Here is a 19729-nt window from a genome sequence, read left to right on the forward strand (position 1 = left end):
AAACAAAGAAGAACCCAAAAAAAAAAGCCATCGACCCCCCCCGCCCCCCCCCCCCTCCCCCCCCCCCCCCCGGGGCTCAGGACCCGTTCAGCGCTGCTTGGGCTGCTTCGCCGTGGACTTGGTCGCCAGCCGGGTCGCCGCCCAGTCCTTGGCCACCGCGATCGAGCTGGTCTGCGACAGGCCGGAGGTCTTCGCCGCGTCCGCGATGTCGGACGCCTCGATGTGGCCGTCCCGGCCGGTCTTGGGCGTCAGCAGCCAGATCAGCCCGCCCTCGGCCAGGTACTCCAGGGCGTCGACGAGGGAGTCGGTGAGATCCCCGTCCTCGTCCCGGTGCCACAGCAGGACGGCGTCCGCGACGTCGTCGTAGTCCTCGTCGACGAGCTCCGTCCCGGTGATCTCCTCGATGCCCTCACGGAGATCCTGGTCAGTGTCTTCGTCGTACCCCAGCTCCTGGACGATCTGGCCCTCTTCGAAGCCGAGACGGGTCGCCGGGTTGGACTTGTCCGCGGGGTCCGCGGTCGCGCTCACGGGAATAACCTCCAGTATTCGGCCCGGCATCCATGCCGAGGCTGTGGCCGTAGTCCACACGGGCGCGGCGGTTCGCGCAAGTACCCGACCGCCGATCCCCCCCAAAGGTTGACGTGTCGCACCGGAACACGCCGGGCGACGTGTCGGGAATCACACCGATTTGCCCTTCTCTGCATGGGACAAGGATGCTTCGGGTGGTCCCGGCCCACAGGCCGTACGCGTGCCCGAGATGCGAACGGCATTCGGGGTCCGCGCGTGCGCGGGCGTAGAGTCTCCTGTTGGCCCTCACCCCGGCCGCCCGCCATCGGGCGGACGGGACACCAGGTCGGACCACCTCTTTTCGTAACACCCGGGGGTGTACGGAGCGGACGAAGAAGCCCGCGACGTGCACCACCAGACCGTTCCGCCCACCGGGCGGCATGGTTACCGATCGGTAGAGATGACGGATCTCCGAGCGCGGTAGCACGATGGAGGCGGCGCGACACACCTCTAGTTTCGACCGACAGTGAAGGAACAGCGTGGCTTCCGGATCCGATCGCAACCCGATCATCATTGGCGGCCTTCCGAGTCAGGTCCCGGACTTCGATCCCGAGGAGACCGCGGAATGGCTGGAGTCGCTCGATGCGGCCATCGACGAGCGGGGGCGTGAGCGTGCCCGTTACCTGATGCTGCGCCTGATCGAGCGCGCCCGCGAGAAGCGTGTCGCCGTGCCCGAGATGCGCAGCACGGACTACGTCAACACCATCGCGACCAAGGACGAGCCGTTCTTCCCCGGCAACGAGGAGATCGAGCGCAAGATCCTCAACGCGACCCGCTGGAACGCGGCCGTCATGGTCTCCCGGGCGCAGCGCCCGGGCATCGGCGTCGGTGGCCACATCGCCACCTTCGCCTCCTCCGCGTCGCTGTACGACGTCGGCTTCAACTACTTCTTCCGCGGCAAGGACGCCGAGGGCGAGTCGGGCGACCAGATCTTCTTCCAGGGTCACGCCTCCCCCGGCATCTACGCCCGCGCCTTCCTGCTGGACCGACTCACCGAGCAGCAGCTCGACGCGTTCCGCCAGGAGAAGTCGAAGGCCCCGTACGGCCTGTCCAGCTACCCGCACCCGCGGCTGATGCCGGACTTCTGGGAGTTCCCGACCGTCTCGATGGGCCTCGGCCCGCTCGGTGCGATCTACCAGGCGCGGATGAACCGCTACCTGGAGCACCGGGGCATCAAGGACACCTCGGACTCGCAGGTCTACGCCTTCCTCGGCGACGGCGAGATGGACGAGCCCGAGTCGCTGGGCCAGCTCTCGCTGGCCGCCCGCGAGGGCCTGGACAACCTGACCTTCGTGGTCAACTGCAACCTGCAGCGCCTGGACGGCCCGGTCCGCGGCAACGGCAAGATCATCCAGGAGCTGGAGTCCCAGTTCCGGGGCGCCGGCTGGAACGTGATCAAGCTGGTCTGGGACCGCAGCTGGGACCCGCTGCTCGCGCAGGACCGCGACGGTGTCCTGGTCAACAAGCTGAACACCACGGTGGACGGCCAGTTCCAGACCTACGCCACCGAGACCGGCCAGTACATCCGCGAGCACTTCTTCGGCGGCGACCTGCGCCTGCGCGCCATGGTCGAGAACATGACCGACCAGCAGATCCAGCACCTGGGTCGCGGCGGCCACGACCACAAGAAGATCTACGCGGCGTTCAAGGCGGCCCGCGAGCACAAGGGCCAGCCGACGGTCATCCTGGCCCAGACGGTCAAGGGCTGGACGCTGGGCCCCAACTTCGAGGGCCGCAACGCCACCCACCAGATGAAGAAGCTGACGGTCGAGGACCTCAAGCGCTTCCGCGACCGGCTGCACCTGCCGATCACCGACAAGCAGCTCGACGAGGGCTACCCGCCCTACTACCACCCGGGCCGCGACTCGGAAGAGATCCAGTACATGCACGACCGCCGCAGCGAGCTGGGCGGCTACGTGCCGACCCGCAAGGTGCGCCCGCGTCAGCTGGAACTGCCCGGCGACGACGCGTACAAGTCGGTCAAGAAGGGTTCCGGCAACCAGACCATCGCCACCACCATGGCGTTCGTCCGGGTGCTCAAGGACCTCATGCGGGACAAGGGCATCGGCAACCGCTTCGTGCCGATCGCGCCGGACGAGTACCGCACCTTCGGCATGGACTCGCTGTTCCCCTCGGCGAAGATCTACAACCCGCTGGGCCAGACCTACGAGTCGGTCGACCGCGACCTGCTGCTGGCCTACAAGGAGTCGCCGACCGGGCAGATGCTGCACGACGGCATCTCGGAGGCCGGTTGCACCGCCTCGCTGATCGCCGCCGGTTCGTCCTACGCGACCCATGGCGAACCGCTGATCCCGGTGTACGTCTTCTACTCGATGTTCGGGTTCCAGCGCACCGGCGACCAGTTCTGGCAGATGGCCGACCAGCTGGCCCGCGGCTTCGTGATCGGCGCCACCGCCGGCCGCACCACGCTGACCGGTGAGGGCCTGCAGCACGCCGACGGCCACTCGCACCTGCTGGCCTCGACCAACCCCGGCGTCGTCGCGTACGACCCGGCGTACGGCTTCGAGATCGCGCACATCGTCCAGGACGGTCTGCGGCGGATGTACGGCTCCAGCGCCGAGCACCCGCACGGCGAGGACGTGTTCTACTACCTCACCGTCTACAACGAGCCGATCAAGATGCCGGCCGAGCCCGAGAACGTGGACGTCGAGGGCATCCTCAAGGGTCTGCACCGGTACGCGCCGGCCACCGCCGGCCAGATCCCGGCCCAGATCCTCGCCTCCGGCGTGGCCGTGCCGTGGGCCCTGGAGGCCCAGCGCATCCTCGCCGAGGAGTGGAACGTCAAGGCCGACGTCTGGTCCGCGACCTCCTGGAACGAGCTGCGCCGCGACGCGGTGGAGGCCGAGGAGTTCAACCTGCTGCACCCCGAGGAGCAGCAGCGGGTGCCGTACGTCACCCAGAAGCTCCAGGGCGCCGAGGGCCCGGTCGTCGCGGTGTCCGACTGGATGCGCGCCGTTCCGGACCAGATCGCCCGCTGGGTGCCGGGCCAGTACCAGTCGCTGGGCGCCGACGGCTTCGGCTTCGCCGACACCCGCGGTGCGGCCCGTCGCTTCTTCCACATCGACGCGCAGTCGGTCGTCCTGGGCGTGCTCACCGAGCTCGCCAAGCAGGGCAAGATCGACCGCTCGGCCTTGAAGGAAGCGATCGACCGCTACCAGCTGCTGGACGTGGCGGCGGCCGACCCGGGTGCCGCCGGCGGCGACGCCTGATCACCCGCTAGCGCCTGAGAGGGGCCGGACTCCCGTACGGGGTCCGGCCCTTCGGCGTTCTTGCACCTGCCACCGGTGTCAGGTCCTACGCTCGGCGGCATGACGAACCGGAGCACGGACCAGAGCACGGACCAGAACGCGAACCAGAACGCGAACCACCACCCGGAACCCGCCGACGGCGCGGGAGAGTTCAACCGCAGGGTGATCGCCGAGTTCCGGACCGGCGAGGGGGTGGTGGGCGGCGACCTCGCCGGGATGCCGCTGCTGCTGCTCACCGTGGTCGGCGCCCGCAGCGGCGAGCCGCGCACCACCCCGCTGGTCTACCTGCCGGACGGCGAGCGGCTGGTGGTCTTCGCCTCCAACGGCGGCAGCGACACCGACCCGGTCTGGTACCGCAACCTGGTCGCCCACCCGGAGGTCACCGTCGAGCTCGGCGCCGAGCGGTACCCGGCCGTGGCGGCCGCGGTCGACCCGGCCGAGCACGACGCGCTCTGGGCCCGCCAGGTGGCCGCCCAGCCGCAGTTCGCCGACTACCGCAAGGCCGCCCGGACGGTCCCGCTGGTGGCCCTCACCCGGGCCTGAGCGGCGCCCCCGGGCAGCACGACGGCCCCGGACTCCCCCACGGAGTCCGGGGCCGCCCGCCGGCCGGCTCAGATGTGCACGGCCGGGCCCGCGTCGGTCTCGCCGCGGCGGGTCAGCAGGGCCAGCAGGGCGGCGCCGAACGCCACCACCGCGGCCACCACGAAGGCCAGCGACATCCCGCTGACGAAGGACTGGTGCACCGCGCCGGCCATCAGGTCCACCGCCTGCTGCGGGGTGCCGGGCGGGGCCGGCGGGGTGATGCCCAGCTGGGCGGCCTGCTTGAGGCCCGCGGCCGCCTGCGGGTCCTCGACCGGCGGCAGTCCGGCCTTCGCCCAGTTGCCGGGCAGTACGTCGCCGACCTTGGCGGCCATCAGGGCGCCCAGCACGGCGGTGCCCAGGCTGCCGCCGACCTGCATCGCGGCCTGCTGGAGGCCGCCGGCCACACCGGACAGCTCCAGCGGGGCGTTGCCGACGATGACCTCGGTGGCGCCGACGATGACCGGGCTGATGCCGAGGCCCATCAGGACGAACCAGAGCGACATCACGCCGGTGCCGGAGCCGGTGTCCAGGGTGGACATGCCGACCATCGCACCGGTGGTGAGCAGCATCCCGACCATGATCGGGATCCGCGGGCCGAGCTTGCCGATCGCGATGCCCGCCAGCGGCGAGCCGACGATCATCATGCCGGTCATCGGCAGCAGGTGGACGCCGGCGTCGACCGGCTTCATCCCGTGCACGTTCTGGAGGTAGAAGGTCACGAAGAAGATCGCGCCGAAGAACGCGAAGGCCATCAGCACCATCAGCAGCACGCCCGCCGACAGCGGCACCGAGCGGAACAGGCTGAGCGGGATCAGCGGCTCCTTCGCCCGGCCCTGCCAGAGCGCGAAGAGCACCATCAGCAGCACCGCGCCGCCCAGGAACAGCAGCGTCCGGGCGTCGCCCCAGCCCCACTCGGGGGCCTTGATGATCCCGAAGACCAGCGCGAACATCCCGACCGAGAGCAGTCCGATGCCCGGCAGGTCGAAGGACTTGGCGGCGTTCTCGGCCCGCACGTCCTTGAGGATCCACAGGCCGAGGGCGACCGCGGCCAGGCCGACCGGGATGTTGATGAAGAACACCGACTCCCAGTTGACGTGCTCGACCAGCAGGCCGCCGACGATCGGGCCGGCCGCGGTGGACGCGCCGATCACCCCGCCCCAGATGCCGATCGCCATGTTGAGCTTCTCGGCCGGGAAGGCCCCGCGCAGCAGGCCGAGCGCGGCGGGCTGGAGCAGCGCGCCGAACAGGCCCTGGAGGACGCGGAAGGCGATCACGGTCTGGATGTTGCCCGCGAAGCCGATCGCGGCCGAGGTGGCGGCGAAGCCGACCGCGCCGACCAGGAAGGTGCTCTTGTGGCCGAAGCGGTCGCCGATCTTGCCCGCGGTGATCAGGAAGACCGCCAGCGCCAGCAGGTAGCCGCTGGTGACCCACTGGATCTCGGAGGGCGCGGCCTTGAGCTTCTCCTGGATCACCGGGTTGGCGATCGCGACGATCGTGCCGTCCAGGGCGACCATCATCACGCCGACCGCGACGGTCAGCAGAGTCAGCCAGGGGTGCCCCTTGAGCCCTCCCCCGGCCGACGGCTTCGACGGCGGCGCCGCGTCCGCCTCGGAGTTCTTGACGACGGACTGACTCATCTGGGGCCCTCCGGGGGCGTGGCAGAGACCGGAACGTGGCGGTGGCGCTGCGACGGCCCACCCGTCCCCACGAGTGCCCGGCCGACGAGCGCCACTCCGGCAGATTATGTCAGCGACTGACAATCGGCAAACAGTGACTTGTGACCGGAACTGACATTTGTCAGGCGGCTAAGGTTGTGCTCCCACCCGCCACACCCGCGCCCCGGAAGGCCCCCGCCATGGCCGCTCGCACCCCCCACCCCGTCGGCACCCCGGAGGACCTCGGCCGGGCCCCCGGCCTGCGCGAGCGCAAGAAGCAGCAGACCCGGGACGCCCTGGTGCAGGCCGCCCACGCGCTCTTCCTCGGCCAGGGCTTCGCCAGGACCACCGTCGACGAGATCGCCTCCGCCGTCGACGTCTCCCAGCGCACCTTCTTCCGCTACTTCGCCAACAAGGACGAGGTCGCCCTCGCCGTGATGGCCGACGCCGAGGACTACTTCATCCACTGCCTGCGCCACCGGCCGGCCGAGGAGGCCCCGCTCCAGGCCCTGCGCGCCTCGATCGTCCAGGCCTGGCGCGACCTCGGGACCGCCCGGGCCTCCGGCCCCAACTCCATCGGCAGCGCCCTCGAACTGCTGCGCATCATCGAGGACACCCCCGCCCTGCTCGCCGCCCACCTGCGCCGGGTCACCGAGCAGGAGCGGCTGGTGGTCCAGGTCCTCGCCGAACGCGAAGGACTCGACCCGGCCGAGGACCTGCGCCCGGTCGTGCTCGCCGCCGTCTTCGGCAGCCTGCTGCGCGCCGCCCACCTGTCCTGGACCGCCGAGCAGGAACCGGCCGGCCCCGAGGGCATGGTCGTGGTGATCGAGCGCTACTTCGACCAGCTCGGCCCCGCCCTGGCCGGCCACTGGCGCGACCGCCCGTAGCACCCGGGTAGCACCCCGTACCGGAGTACCCCCCGGAAGTTCGCGCTCCAGTCCGACGCCCGCCGCGGGCCGGCCCTCCTAGGCTGGCCCACGATGAAGACACCCACCACAGCCGCCGCCCGGGCGTTCGCGCTGCGCCGGCTCCGCGCCCTGCGGCACCACCTGACCACCCCGAGCACGGACGAGGCCCCGCTGCTCGGCGACTCCCGCCGACGGTGGGTCCGCCGGGTGCCGTACGTCATCGCCCTGATCCTCCAGGCCGCGCTGATCCCCACCGGCATCGTCTGCCTGAACCACTTCTACGACCTGGTGGTGCCGGTGGCCGCCGCGCTCACCGTCGCGCAGACCACCCCGCTGTTCCTGGCCATCACCCGCCCGCTGGCCGCCTGGTGGATCAGCGCCGCCACCCTGGTCACCACCGCCGCCATCACCGCCCGCCACCCCCACGTGATGGGCAGCTGGCCGTGGACGGCGCCGATGGTCATCGCGTACGTCTTCCTGCTGCTCGCCCTCGCCCTGCGGGAGAGCCGGGCCACCCTGGTCTCGGTCTGGATCGCCACCGTCCTGCTCACCGTCCTCACCACCACCCTCGGGCTGCCCCGGGCCGGCGACGGCACCACCGTGCTGCTGATCGCGCTCAGCGGCGCCGTCCTGCTGCTCGGCTGGGCCGTCCGGGACCGCGCGGTCGCCCGGCGGCTGCTCACCGAGCAGGAGCAGATCAGCGAGGTGGAGCGCGAGCGGCGCACCCTGCTGGAGGAACGCGCCCGGATCGCCCGGGAGTTGCACGACGTGGTGGCCCACCACATGTCGGTGATCGCGGTGCAGGCCGCCAGCGCGCCCTACCGGATCCAGGGCGTCCCGGACGACGCCGCCGAGGAGTTCACCGCGATCGCCGGCACCGCGCGCGAGTCGCTGGCCGAGATGCGCCGGCTGCTCGGGGTGCTGCGCAGCGAGGACGCCTCCGGGGAGAAGGCCCCGCAGCCCGGCGTGGCCCAACTCACCCAGCTGGTCGAGACGGTGGGGCGGGCCGGGGTGCCGGCCGAACTGTCCGTGGCCGAGGGGCTGGCCGAGCGGGTGCCGCAGGCCGTCGCCCTCTCCGTCTACCGGATCGCCCAGGAGGCGCTGGCCAACGTGGTCCGGCACGCTCCCGGCGCCCGGACCTGGGTGTCGCTGTCGGCGGACGGCCCGGAACTGCGGCTCACCGTGGTCAACGCGCCCCCGCCGCAGCGCACCGAGTCGCTGGAGGCCTCGGTCGAGGGCACCGGGCACGGCCTGGTCGGAATGCGTGAACGCGTCCGGCTGGTCGATGGCAGGCTGGACACCGGCCCGCTGCCGGACGGCGGCTTCAAGGTGGCCGCCGTCCTGCCGCTCGACCCACCCCAGGAGACACCCGCATGACCATCCGCGTGATCATCGTCGACGACCAGGCCATGGTGCGGGCCGGCTTCGCCGCCCTGCTCAATGCCCAGAGCGACATCGACGTGGTGGGGGACGCGGCGGACGGCGCCCAGGCCCTGGAGGTCACCGGCCGCACCCACCCGGACGTGGTCCTGATGGACGTCCGGATGCCCGTCATGGACGGCCTGGAGGCCGCCCGGCGACTGCTCGCCCCCGACGTCCCCGGCGCCCACCGCCCCAAGGTGCTGATGCTGACCACCTTCGACGTGGACGACTACGTGTACGAGGCGCTGCGCGCCGGGGCCAGCGGCTTCCTGCTCAAGGACGCCCCGCCGGCCGACCTGATCGCCGCGGTCCGGGTGGTCGCGGCCGGCGAGGCGCTGCTCGCCCCGTCCGTCACCCGGCGGCTGATCGCCGACTTCGCCCGCAACCGGCCCGCCAAGCGCCGCGACCCCAAGCTGCGGCTCAACGGCCTGACCCCGCGCGAGACCGAGGTGCTGGAGCTGATCGCCCGCGGCCTGTCCAACCAGGAGATCGCCGCCCGGCTGGTGCTCGCCGAACAGACCGTCAAGACCCACATCGGGCGGATCCTCGCCAAGCTCGACCTGCGCGACCGCGCCCAAGCGGTGGTGCTGGCCTACGAGTCCGGGCTGGTGACCCCCGGCGAGTGAGGGGGGTTATCCCCCTCATACCCCGGTAGCACCGGGTAGTTGGCCCCGCGGTGTGACGTCCGCGGGGCCGTCGTGTTCCTACCTTCCTCCTCGTCGAAAGCCGAAGCCGGCTGCCGAACGGACGAGGGAGACCAGGGACATGCGCAAGCTCCGTACCAAGCGGGCGATCGTCGCCACCGCGCTGACGCTGGCGGCGGTGCTCGGCGCGGGTGGCTGGGCCGCCGACAGCCAGGCCGCCGTCACCGGCCCCCCGCCCGGCAGCGCCGCCTGGAGCGCCGACACCGCGCTCGGCCTCCGCCTCCCCGACCCGGCCACCAGCACGCCCGCCCAAGTGGCCTTCTTCTTCGCCGGGTTGACGCCCACCCAGCAGCAGGCCCTGGCCGCCCGGCACCCCCTGGTGGTCGGCAACCTGGACGGCGCCCCGGTCCCGCTCCGGTACCGGGCCAACACCCTGGCCCTCACCGCCGAACGCGACCGGGAACTCGCCCGGACCACCGACCCGGCCCTCACCCCGCAGGACCAGCAGGCCGCCCGCACCCGCGTCGAGCGCTACCGCACCCTGCTGGACGGCGGCCGGCAGATCCTCGCCTTCGACCCGCGCGGCCGCGGCCAGGTCGCCGAGGTGTTCGGCGACCTCACCACCGCCCCCCGCGCCGCCGTGATCGTCCCCGGCTCGGACATCGACCTGCTCACCTTCGACCGCGCCACCGAGCCGTACGGCACCCCCGCCGGCATGGCCCGCGCCCTGTACCGGGCCACCGACGGGCACACCGCCGTGATCGCCTGGGCCGGCTACACCACCCCGGTCGGCGTCGGCGTCGACGCCGCCACCGAGGACCTCGCCCGGGCCGGCGCCGACCGCCTCGACCGGTTCCTGGACGGACTCGCCGCCGGCACCTCCCCGCAGGCCCCGCCCACGGTGTTCTGCCACAGCTACGGCTCGGTGGTCTGCGGCCTGGCCCGCCCGACCCCCGCCCGGGCCTCCGGCCTGGTGGTGCTCGGCTCGCCCGGCATGGGCGTCGACTCGGCCGCCGACCTCGACCCCGCGGTGCCGGTCTGGGCCACCGCCCGCAACGGATCGGACTGGATCGGCGACGTGCCCAACGTCCGCTTCCTCGGCCTCGGCCACGGCGCCGACCCGACCGACCCCGGCTTCGGCGCCCGCCCGCTGCCGTCCACCGGATCCCACGGCCACACCGGCTACTTCGCCCCCGGCACCGCCTCGCTCACCGCCTACGCCGCCATCGCCCAGGGCCGCTGAACCCCCGCCACCCGCCAAGGAAGGAGCACCACCATGGCCCACCCCCTCACCACGCTGCGCCGCGCCGCCGCGAAGGTCGACGCGAAGACCCCCGCGAGCCGCGACCGCGCCCTGGACGGCCTGCGCGCCCTCGCCCTGCTGTCCGTCCCGATCGGCCACTGGATGCTGGGCGGCCTGACCCGCTCCGCCGACGGCGCCCTGCACAACGCCAGCCCGCTCTCCGCCCTCGGCGGCTTCGCCCCGGCCAGCTGGGTGCTCCAGATGCTCGGGGTGTTCTTCCTGGTCGGCGGCCACTCCTCGGTCCGCTCGCTGGAGCGGGCCCGGGAGAAGGGCCTGACGTACGGGAGTTGGCTGCGGGCCCGGACGGTCCGGCTGCTGCGCCCGGTGCTGGGGGTGACGGCGGTGTGGGCGCTGCTGATCCCGCTGCTGCCCCGGCTCGGTGTGCCCGCGGACACCCTGCGCACCGGTGCCACGCTGGTGGTGCAGCCGCTCTGGTACATCGGGGTGTACCTGGCGCTGACCGCGCTCACCCCGCTCTGCGTGGCCTTCGGGCGGCGGCTCGGCGTGTGGTCGGCGGGGCTGCTGGTGGCCTCGGTCGCCCTGGTCGACCTGCTGCGGTACGGGCCGTGGGCCGAGGCGGTGCCGTCCTGGGTGGGGCTGCTGAACCTGCTGCCGGGCTGGATGTTCGGCTACCAGCTGGGCGTGCTGTGGGCGCAGGGCCGGCTCGGCCGGTCGGCCGCCCGGGTGCTGCTGTTCGGCGGCGCGGCGCTGTTCGCGGTCCTGCTGGTGGTGTTCCACTACCCGGCGAGCATGGTCGGGGTGCCGGGCGTCGAGCGGACCAACTCGCACCCGCCGTCCCTGCTGGTGCTGGCCCTGGCCGCGGTGCAGTGCGGCGCGGCGGTGCTGCTGCGGGAGCGGCTGGGCCGTCTGCTGACCCGCCGTCCGCTGCTGTGGCTGCCGGTGGTGGCGGTCAACCTGTCGGCGATGACGATCTTCTGCTGGCACCAGAGCGCGATGCTCGCGGTGGCGGTGCCCGGCGCGGCCGGCCTGGGCGCCGTCCAGGGGCTGACCACCGCGCCGGACTCGCTCGGCTGGGTGGCCGCCCGACTGGCCCTGCTGCCGCTGTTCGGGGCCGCGCTGGTGGCGATCGGGTGGTTCACCCGGCGCTTCGACGGGCCGTGGACGGCCTTCTCCCGGGCCGGCAAGGCGCTGGCGGGCGCGGCTGCGGCGCTGTTCGCCGCGTACGCGCTGGGCATGGTGTGACACCCGGCGACCACGCCGGCGATCGCCGCTCCGAAGGGGCGCGCACCGAACGGTGCGCGCCCCTTCGGCCGTTCCAGCGCATCCCCGGACGGAGGGCCGCTCCAAGGGAGGCACGGCACATGCGGACCACCACGCACTGTGATGTTCTGTGACGGTCGGCGACCATCGCTGGACCGCGCCCGCCCACGGCCCGTCCGTCCGCATTCGCCCCTCCCCGAACAGCCCTCCCTCCCCGAGGAGATCCATGCCCCCGTCCCCACTCCGCCCCCGGCCCCGGCCCCGGGGCCGCCGCCGACTGCCGGCCGCCGCCGTGGTCCTCGCGGTCACCGCCGGAAGCCTGTTGAGCGCCGCCGCCCCGGCGCTCGCCCACGGCGGGGACGACCTCGCCCCGCACGTCGACTCCCGCCGGGTCGCCGAGGAGGTGCGGCAGGACGAGGTCGCGGCCCTCGGCCAGGAGCACGCCGAGGAGCACGCCCGGATGCGCGCGGCCGTCCGCGGCATCGGCGACTACCCGCAGACCACCCGCACCAACCGGTACAACGCCCTGACCGCCTCCCAGGCCCAGCTCAACAAGGCCTTCGCACCGGAGACCTTCGGCGCCTTCAAGGACTACTTCCCGTCCCCCGACTTCGGCGACCACGTCGCCCTGCTGCCCACCGGCAAGGTGCTGCTGTTCTCCTTCGAACGGATCGAGACGAACCCCGAGAAGGAACCCGCGCCCACCCAGACCACCGGCAAGGAGAACGCCGGCCGGGCCTTCCTCTGGGACCCGGCCAAGGGCACCGGCAAGGACGCCTTCAAGCAGGTCAACCCGCCGGTCTCGGACATGCCGGACGGCCTCGACGAGCCCCGCCCGGTGCCGTTCTTCTGCTCCGGGCACTCCTTCCTGCCCAACGGCATGCTCGGCGTCTTCGGCGGCAACCTGGGCGGCAACGGCGGCACCGGCGCCAAGCTCTCGCTGGTCTTCGACCCGTGGACGGAGACCTGGACCCGCAACCCCGACATGTCGGTGGGCCGTTGGTACCCCTCCGTGGTCACCGGGGCCGACGGCCGCCAGCTGATCATGTCCGGCCAGTCCGAACTCGGCTACGGCACCCCGACCCCGGTGGTCGAACGCTTCCCCGCCAAGGCCTTCCCGGTCCCGGTGAAGAAGACCGACACCCCGAAGGACACCCCGGTCGAACGCTTCAAGGCCGACGCACCGTTCAGCTTCGACTACCCGCACCTGTTCTCGCTCAACGACGGCAACGTCTACGGCTTCGGCCGCGCCGCGAACGAGCAGTGGCGCTTCGACCCGGTCGCCGAGACCCGCGCCGACCTCACCGCCCGCCCCGACGGCCGCAAGCGCAACTACGGCTCCGCCGTGATGCTGCCCGGCGGGGCGAACGGCCCGGACTCCGCGCTGGTCCTCGGCGGCGACCGGGACAACCCGGGCACCCTGCGCTTCTCCAACGGCAGCTGGACCGCCGAGAAGTCCCGCGCCTTCGGCCGCACCCAGGACGACACCCTGCTGCTGCCCAACGGCCGGCTGATGACGGTCAACGGCGCCTACGACATCCGCGACTACGGCAACGGCCCGTACAACCCGAACGCCGACCTCAAGTACCGCCAGATCGAACTCCGCGACGACCAGGGCAACTGGCAGCTCGGCCCGGTCCAGCGGCTGCCGCGCGGCTACCACTCCAACGCGGTGGTGCTGCCGGACGGCCGGATCATGGTGACCGGCGACGAACTCCAGCAGCTGGCCAACAACACGGACGTCAACGGCACCGTCGACGGCGTCCCGGGCACCACCGGCCCGATCACCATGAACGGCACCATCGAGATCTACGAACCGCCCTACCTGCACCAGGGCGACCGTCCCGCACTCGCCAACGCGCCCACCGCACCGGTCGGGTACGACAAGAAGTTCACCGTCACCAGCACCACCCCGGGGCTCGCCGCCAGGGCCGTCCTGCTGGCCCCGACCACCTCCACCCACTCGGTCAACACCAGCCAGCGGTACGTCGACCTGCGGCTGACCAGCCGGGCCGGCAACCGGCTGGAGTTCCAGGCCCCGCCGGACGCCAAGGCCGCCCCGCCCGGCTGGTACCTGCTCTTCCTGCTCAGCGACAAGGGCGTGCCCAGCGTCGCGCAGTGGGTCCAGCTCTCCGCCTGAATCCCCCCACCCCGAAAGGAACCCAGAGAACGATGACGACGGAACTGAGCCTGCGCGAGAGCGAGGAGATCCAGGGCGACATCCTGGCCGGCTTCAAGAAGGACAACGTCAGCGTCCTGTTCCTCAAGTTCGAGGACGCCGCCCGGGCCCGCGACTGGCTGCGCCGACTGACCCCGCAGATCTCCACCACCCGCCAGGTCGCCGCGTTCAACGAGGCGTTCAGCGAGGCCAGGCACGCCTCCGGCGGAGACGACCCCAAGTCCCTGACCGCCACCTGGCTGGGCATCAGCTTCACCTACGAGGGCCTGCGGATGCTGGCCGCCACCGACCCGTTCCCCACGCCCCCGCCGGTCGGCGGCGGCCTGGAGGCCTTCAAGGAGGGCTCGGCCCAGCGGGCCGGCGCACTCGGCGACACCGGCGACAACTCCCCGGAGAACTGGCTGTTCGGCAACGGGAAGAACCAGCCCGTCCACGCCCTGCTCAAGATCTCCGCGGACACCGAACGGGACCTCCAGGCGGCCGTCGAGGCCCAGCGGATCGCCGCCGCCGAGTGCCGGGTGCTGATCGTCTACCAGCAGAACGCCCAGACCCTGCTGGGCAGTCGGCGCGGCAAGGAGCACTTCGGCTTCAAGGACGGCATCAGCGAGCCCGGCGTCAAGGGCTTCGACCGGCCGAACCCGAACAAGCCGGAGGAGGAGGACGGCCACCCCGGCACCCGGCTGCTCCCGGCCGGCGAGTTCGTCTGCGGCCTGGAGAACGACCCGTTCAGCGGCCCGCCGTCCCAGTACCCGGAGTGGGCGCGCAACGGCTCCTTCCAGGTGGTCCGCCGGCTCGCCCAGGACGTCCCCGGCTGGTGGTCGCAGGTCTCGGTCAAGCTGCGGGAGCTCAAGCAGGCCAAGGCCGTTCCGGAGAGCGCCACCACCGAGTGGCTGGCCGCCCGGATGGTCGGCCGCTGGCGCTCCGGCGCACCGGTCTGCAAGCACCAGGACCGGGACGTCCCGAACAGCCCGAGCGCCGCCAACGACAACGACTTCGACTTCCGGGACGACCTGGAGGGCCTGGTCACACCGCTCTGGTCGCACCTGCGCAAGACCAGCCCGCGGGCCGGCCTCCAGGAGAGCCCGGACAAGCCGCCGTTCGACGCCGGGATCCTGGACGGCCGGCGGATCATCCGCCGGGGCACCCCGTACGGCGCCCCGTTCGACCCGGCCTCCGAGGGCCCGGGCGGCCCGGACGACCCGCGCGGGCTGCTGTTCATCTGCTACCAGGCCGACATCCAGCGGCAGTTCGAGTTCGTCCAGGCCGACTGGATGGACCAGCCGAACTTCCCGCCGAACCGGGACAGCGGCGGCGTCGTCCCGCCCGGCCACGCCAACCCCAGGCCGGTGCCTGGCAAGGACCCGGTGACCCAGGAGGCCCCGGACGTCGACTACGAGAGCCGGGGGCCGGACGGCCTGATCAACCACACCCCGGTGAGCTTCCAGCAGTTCGTCCAGACCACCGGCTCGGTCTACGCCTTCATGCCCTCGCTCAGCATCCTGCGCGGGCTCTGCGAGGGCCGGCTCACCCCGGTCGGGCAGACCGGCAGCCAGACCGGCCAGACGGGCCAGACCGGCCAGACCGGGCAGACGGGCCAGACCGGCACCCAGACCGGTGGGGAGCCCAAGCCCCAGCCCGTGAAGGCCTACCCCTGCGACGAGTTCGTCGGCGTCCCGGACCAGTACCGCAAGGGCGGCCAGAGCCGGTACTGGGCCTTCCACGGCGACCGCTGCCGGGTGATCTCGGTCGCCGACGGCTCCGCCCACACCGACCGCAAGGTCGAGGACGACACCTGGCTGACCAGCTGGACCTGCCTCCAGGGCGTCGGCCGGGTGGACTGCGTGCTGCCCGTCCCGGACCAGCAGGACCCGGGCGGCAAGAGCTGGTACTGGATGTTCCACAGCACCGGCGGCCGCCAGCAGTACCGGCTGGTCTCGATCACCTGCGGCGGCGGCCGGTACACCACCGCGCTCGAACGCTCGGACCGCGACCTCACCTACTGGGGCTCGCTCAGCGGCGTCGGCCAGGTCGACTGCTGGCTGCCGGTGCCGGACCAGCAGCGGGTCGGCGGCAAGAGCTGGTACTGGTGCTTCCACACCACCGGCGGCCGCCAGCAGTACCGGCTGATCTCGATCGCCGACGGCTCCTCCCACACCGACGTGCGGGAGCGCACCGACCGCGAGCTCTCCCAGTGGAGCTCGCTGAACGGGCTCAGCCGGGTGGACTGCTTCCTGCCCGTTCCGGACCGCCAACGGGTCAGCGGCAGCAGCGAGTTCTGGGTGTTCTGCGGCCAGAGCTACCGCCGGATCTCGATCGCCGACGGCAGCGGGCACCCGGACCGGCTGGTCGACGGCGACCGGACCTGCGACAACTGGGCCTCACTCGGCTGAGCGCCGCCCGCGCCCCGCGCCCCCGCCCACCCGGGGGTGCGGGGCGCGGGGTGCGGGGCCCTGCTCTACCCTGCCGCCATGGTGACGTTCGACGAGTTCCGCGCGATGGCCCTGGCCCTGCCGGAGGCCGCCCAGGAACCGACCTGGGGCATCCAGACCCTGCGGGTCCGCGGCAAGGTCTTCGCGATGGGCGACCCCGCCGGCGACAGCGTCACCGTCAAGGCCACCCGCGAGGACCAGGCCGAACTGATCGCCGCCGAGCCCGAGGTGTTCTCCTTCGCGCGGTACGTCGGACGGCACGGCTGGGTGAGCGTCCGGCTGGACCTGGTCGACCCGGAGGAGCTGCGCGACGTGGTCACCGAGGGCTGGCGGCGGACGGCCCCCAAGCAGGTGGTCACCGAATACGACGCCCGGCACTCCGCTTAGCACCGCCGCAACGGCCACACAAGGACGCCGGAAGGACACTCCCGGTTCATGTGATCCATCCCACAGTTTGGGCGTGTCCGTCACCCTCCTGTGACCTCTACGCTTTCCCAGGGAAGTCAGCAAGTCCATTTCGCACCCTCCGGGCACCGCCCGAGAAACGGTGACGGGCCCCAAGGGAGTTGGTGCGGTGCGCAAGCGTCGACGCTGGAAGCGGGTACTGATCGGGGCGTTCGCGGGTTGTGCCGTGCTCGCCGACGCCGGCGCCTCGGCAGCCGCCGCCGCGGTCTCCTCGGAGCAGCTGGCGATCTCCACGCCTCCGGCCGGCAGCGCCGCCTGGATCCAGGACCACTCCTTCAACCGCGTCCTGCCCGACCCGGCCACCACCGGCCCGGCCGACGCCGCCGCCTTCTTCGCCTCGCTCGCCCCCACCGAGCTGGACCGGCTGATCAAGGACTACCCGCTGGTCGTCGGCAACTACGACGGCGCCCCGCTGGACCTGCGCTACCGCGCCAACCGGATCGCCCTGGCGAACGAACGCGACGCCGCCCGGGCCCGCGCCGCCGACAAGAAGCTGGACGCCGACACCCGCGCGCTGGCCGTCTCCCGCGCCAACGACGTCGACCACCTGCTCACCCCCGGCCGCCAGGTCCTCGCCTTCGACCCGCGCGGCCGCGGCCTGGTCACCGAGGTCTGGGGCGACCTCGCCGACGCCGAGCACGTGTCCGTCATCGTCCCCGGCTCCGACGCCGACCTCGGCCACTTCGACCAGGCGGCCGAGCCGCTGCGCTCCCCGGCCGGCATGGCCCGCGCCCTGTACGCCGAGGAGCAGCGCCAGGCCCCGGGCACCCGCACCGCCGTGATCGCCTGGACGGGGTACGTCACCCCCTCGGGCCTCGGCCCGGACGCGGCCACCTCCCGGCTCGCCGACGTCGCCGCGCCCCGGCTGGAGCGGCTGCTGGCCGGCCTCCGGGAGACCACCCGCCCGGACGCGCCCCCGGCGCTGCTCTGCCACTCGTACGGCTCGGTGGTGTGCGGCACCGCCGCCCCGAAGATCCCGCGGGCGGCCGCCTCGCCGTCCGACACCTCCGGCATCACCGACATGATGGTGTTCGGCAGCCCGGGCATGGGCGTGCAGTCGGCCGACGAGCTGGGCACCGGCGTCCACGTGTGGGCCACCCGCAACCCCAGCGACTGGATCGGCAACGTCCCGTTCCTGGAGGTCGGCAAGCTCGGCCACGGCGCCGACCCGACCGGCAGCGGCTTCGGTGCCGAGCAGATCTCCTCCGCCCGCGCGGCCGGCCACAACGGCTACTTCACCGACGGCACCGAGAGCCTGCACAACTTCGCGGCGATCTCGCTCGGCGACTACCGCGACGTCGTCCGGCCGCCGTCCAACTCCTAGTCCCGACCACTCCTAGTCCCGACCACTCCTAGTCCCCACCGCTCCTGGTCCCGACCGCTCCCGGCCCGACTCCCGTCCGCCGCAAGGGCGTTACTGCTCCTGGTACAGCCGCAGGGCCTCCGCCGCCGCCCGCGCCAGTTCGCGCCGGGCGGCCGGCGGGCCCAGCACCTCGACCTCGGCGCCGAAGGCCAGCAGCGAGCGGACGGCCGCTGCGGCCGGGAAGGCCATCGCCAGCTCGACCCACTCCTCGGCCGCCCCGCTGCCCGTCTCCGGCGGCACCGCCGTGACCCGGCCGCCGTGGATGCGCAGGAACATGTCCAGCCGCCCGCGCCGGACCCGCACCCGCACCGGCACGTCCTTCGGCAGCCGCTCCACCTGCTCGCGCAGCGCCGCCCACACCTCGCCGAGTGCCACCCCGGCCCGGCGGCGCACCGCCTCCTCGGCGGTCTCGGCGGCGAGCACCCGGTCGGCCCGGAACAGCCGCGGCTCGCCGCGCAGATCGGCCACCAGGTACCAGACAGCGGCCTTGTTCACCAGGCCGTACGGATCGACGGTGTACTCCACCGGCGCGGGCGTGCCGCTGTGCCGGTAGCGCAGCCGCAGCCGCCGGTCGGCGAACACCGCGTACTGCAGCTCGCCCAGGTCCGGCGGACTGCCGGCGCCCGCCTGCGGGTTCTGCATCCAGCGCGCCGGGTCGACCAGGATGCGCTCGCTGACCCGCTCGGCGGCCGGGCGGTGCGGGGCGGGCAGCGCGGCCATCACCTTGCGCAGCGCCGAGCCGAGCGCGCCGTCCAGCCCGAGGTCGCTGTGGGCGCCCTGGGCGGAGAGCACGAACAGGGCCCGCGCCTCGTCGGCGGTCAGCCCGGTGACGTCGGTGCGGTAGCCGGGCAGCAGGTTGATGCCGCCGTGCCGGCCGCGTTCGGTGAACACCGGCACCCCGGCGGCGGAGAGCGACTCGACGTCCCGGTAGATGGTGCGGACGGACACCTCCAGCCGGTCGGCCAGTTCGGTGGCGGGCACCCGGCCCCGGGTCTGGAGCAGCAGCAGGATCGAGAGCAGGCGGTCGGCCTTCATGGCTCCAGGATCCCAAGAATCCTGACGGCACTTGTCAGGTTTTACTGGGAGATTGCGTTCCGAGCCCGCCAGAACGATCCGAGCAAGGGAATCGACCACAGATGAACGCCGTCCAGGACGCCCGCCCGCAGTACCTCGCCGCCCTCGGCCAGTTGGAGAAGCTGTTCGCCGCCGTCACCCCCGCCGACCTCGACCGGCCCACCCCCTGCGACGAGTTCACGCTGCGTCAGCTGCTGAACCACGTGGTCGGCGGCATCCACCGCTTCGCGTACATGGGCGAGGGCGGCCTGGCCGCGGATGTCCTGCCCGGCATCGAGGACCCGTCCGACGACGGCTGGCCGGCCGCGCTCGCCCGGGCCGCCGCCCGCGCCACCGCCGCCTGGGCGGACGACGCCAAGCTGGGCCGCCCGACCTCCGCGCCCTGGGGCGAGGTGCCCGGCGGGATGGTGGTCGGCGGCTACGTGATGGAGACGGTCACCCACTCCTGGGACATCGCCACCGCCCTCGACAACGGCTTCGCCCTGGACGAGGGGCTGGCGCACACCGCGCTGGCGGTCGCCGAGCTGGTGCTGCCGCCCGAGGGCCGGGTCGAGGGGGTCCCGTTCGCCGCGGTGCGGCCGGTCGCCGACGACGCCGACGTGCACGCCCGGCTGGCCGCCTGGATGGGCCGCACGGCCTGAGGCCGCC

The 19729-nt window shown here is 72.8% G+C and carries 15 protein-coding genes; 12 read left to right on the forward strand and 3 right to left on the reverse strand.

Annotated elements, in window-relative coordinates; all coding sequences use genetic code 11:
• Window positions 1-87: 87 nt before the first annotated feature.
• On the reverse strand, window positions 88-528 hold the full coding sequence (locus tag ACZ58X_RS20895; protein WP_375887778.1) for a DUF3052 domain-containing protein: 441 nt from the start codon (window positions 526-528) through the stop codon (window positions 88-90).
• Window positions 529-1046: 518 nt separating this feature from the next.
• On the opposite strand from ACZ58X_RS20895, the gene aceE reads away from it, so the two are divergent.
• Both aceE and ACZ58X_RS20905 read left to right on the forward strand, forming a co-directional pair.
• Complete coding sequence (aceE, locus tag ACZ58X_RS20900) at window positions 1047-3797, forward strand: pyruvate dehydrogenase (acetyl-transferring), homodimeric type (RefSeq protein ID WP_470335105.1); 2751 nt, start codon at window positions 1047-1049, stop codon at window positions 3795-3797.
• A 99-nt stretch (window positions 3798-3896) separates the two neighbouring features.
• Window positions 3897-4379: a nitroreductase/quinone reductase family protein gene (locus ACZ58X_RS20905; protein ID WP_470335106.1), complete on the forward strand. Its 483-nt coding sequence runs from the start codon at window positions 3897-3899 to the stop codon at window positions 4377-4379.
• 68 nt (window positions 4380-4447) lie between these two features.
• Here ACZ58X_RS20905 and ACZ58X_RS20910 read toward each other — a convergent pair whose 3' ends face one another.
• The gene (locus ACZ58X_RS20910) at window positions 4448-6055 is read right to left on the reverse strand and encodes an MFS transporter (protein ID WP_470335107.1); all 1608 of its coding nucleotides are present in this window, start codon (window positions 6053-6055) and stop codon (window positions 4448-4450) included.
• 218 nt (window positions 6056-6273) lie between these two features.
• On the opposite strand from ACZ58X_RS20910, the gene ACZ58X_RS20915 reads away from it, so the two are divergent.
• The 9 genes from ACZ58X_RS20915 to ACZ58X_RS20955 all read left to right on the forward strand — a co-directional run bounded on the left by ACZ58X_RS20915 (window position 6274) and on the right by ACZ58X_RS20955 (window position 17968).
• Window positions 6274-6960 (forward strand): TetR/AcrR family transcriptional regulator, encoded by a 687-nt coding sequence (locus ACZ58X_RS20915; RefSeq protein ID WP_470335108.1) that lies wholly within the window; start codon window positions 6274-6276, stop codon window positions 6958-6960.
• Between the two features lie 93 nt (window positions 6961-7053).
• Window positions 7054-8358, forward strand: coding sequence for a sensor histidine kinase (locus ACZ58X_RS20920; protein ID WP_470335109.1), 1305 nt, complete (start codon window positions 7054-7056; stop codon window positions 8356-8358).
• On the forward strand, window positions 8355-9029 hold the full coding sequence (locus ACZ58X_RS20925) for a response regulator (protein ID WP_470335110.1): 675 nt from the start codon (window positions 8355-8357) through the stop codon (window positions 9027-9029). The genes ACZ58X_RS20920 and ACZ58X_RS20925 overlap by 4 nt, the downstream gene beginning before the upstream one ends.
• 139 nt (window positions 9030-9168) lie before the next feature.
• Window positions 9169-10290 (forward strand): alpha/beta hydrolase, encoded by a 1122-nt coding sequence (locus ACZ58X_RS20930; RefSeq protein WP_470335111.1) that lies wholly within the window; start codon window positions 9169-9171, stop codon window positions 10288-10290.
• 33 nt (window positions 10291-10323) lie between these two features.
• Complete coding sequence (locus tag ACZ58X_RS20935; RefSeq protein WP_470335112.1) at window positions 10324-11553, forward strand: acyltransferase family protein; 1230 nt, start codon at window positions 10324-10326, stop codon at window positions 11551-11553.
• A 244-nt stretch (window positions 11554-11797) separates the two neighbouring features.
• A complete protein-coding gene (locus ACZ58X_RS20940) occupies window positions 11798-13711 on the forward strand; it encodes a galactose oxidase-like domain-containing protein (RefSeq protein ID WP_470335113.1) in 1914 nt (637 codons plus the stop codon).
• A gap of 32 nt (window positions 13712-13743) precedes the next feature.
• Window positions 13744-16140, forward strand: a complete 2397-nt coding sequence (locus tag ACZ58X_RS20945; RefSeq protein ID WP_470335114.1) for a Dyp-type peroxidase — start codon at window positions 13744-13746, stop codon at window positions 16138-16140.
• Between the two features lie 78 nt (window positions 16141-16218).
• Window positions 16219-16566: an MmcQ/YjbR family DNA-binding protein gene (locus ACZ58X_RS20950; RefSeq protein ID WP_470335115.1), complete on the forward strand. Its 348-nt coding sequence runs from the start codon at window positions 16219-16221 to the stop codon at window positions 16564-16566.
• 187 nt (window positions 16567-16753) lie between these two features.
• Window positions 16754-17968 (forward strand): alpha/beta hydrolase, encoded by a 1215-nt coding sequence (locus tag ACZ58X_RS20955; RefSeq protein ID WP_470335116.1) that lies wholly within the window; start codon window positions 16754-16756, stop codon window positions 17966-17968.
• Between the two features lie 90 nt (window positions 17969-18058).
• Here ACZ58X_RS20955 and ACZ58X_RS20960 read toward each other — a convergent pair whose 3' ends face one another.
• Window positions 18059-19042, reverse strand: a complete 984-nt coding sequence (locus ACZ58X_RS20960; protein WP_470335117.1) for a helix-turn-helix transcriptional regulator — start codon at window positions 19040-19042, stop codon at window positions 18059-18061.
• Window positions 19043-19143: 101 nt separating this feature from the next.
• On the opposite strand from ACZ58X_RS20960, the gene ACZ58X_RS20965 reads away from it, so the two are divergent.
• Entirely contained in the window at window positions 19144-19722 is a 579-nt protein-coding gene (locus ACZ58X_RS20965) for a TIGR03086 family metal-binding protein (RefSeq protein ID WP_470335118.1), read from the forward strand.
• The last annotated feature ends 7 nt before the right edge of the window (window positions 19723-19729 follow it).

The organism is Kitasatospora sp. NPDC040550, assembly GCF_055594965.1.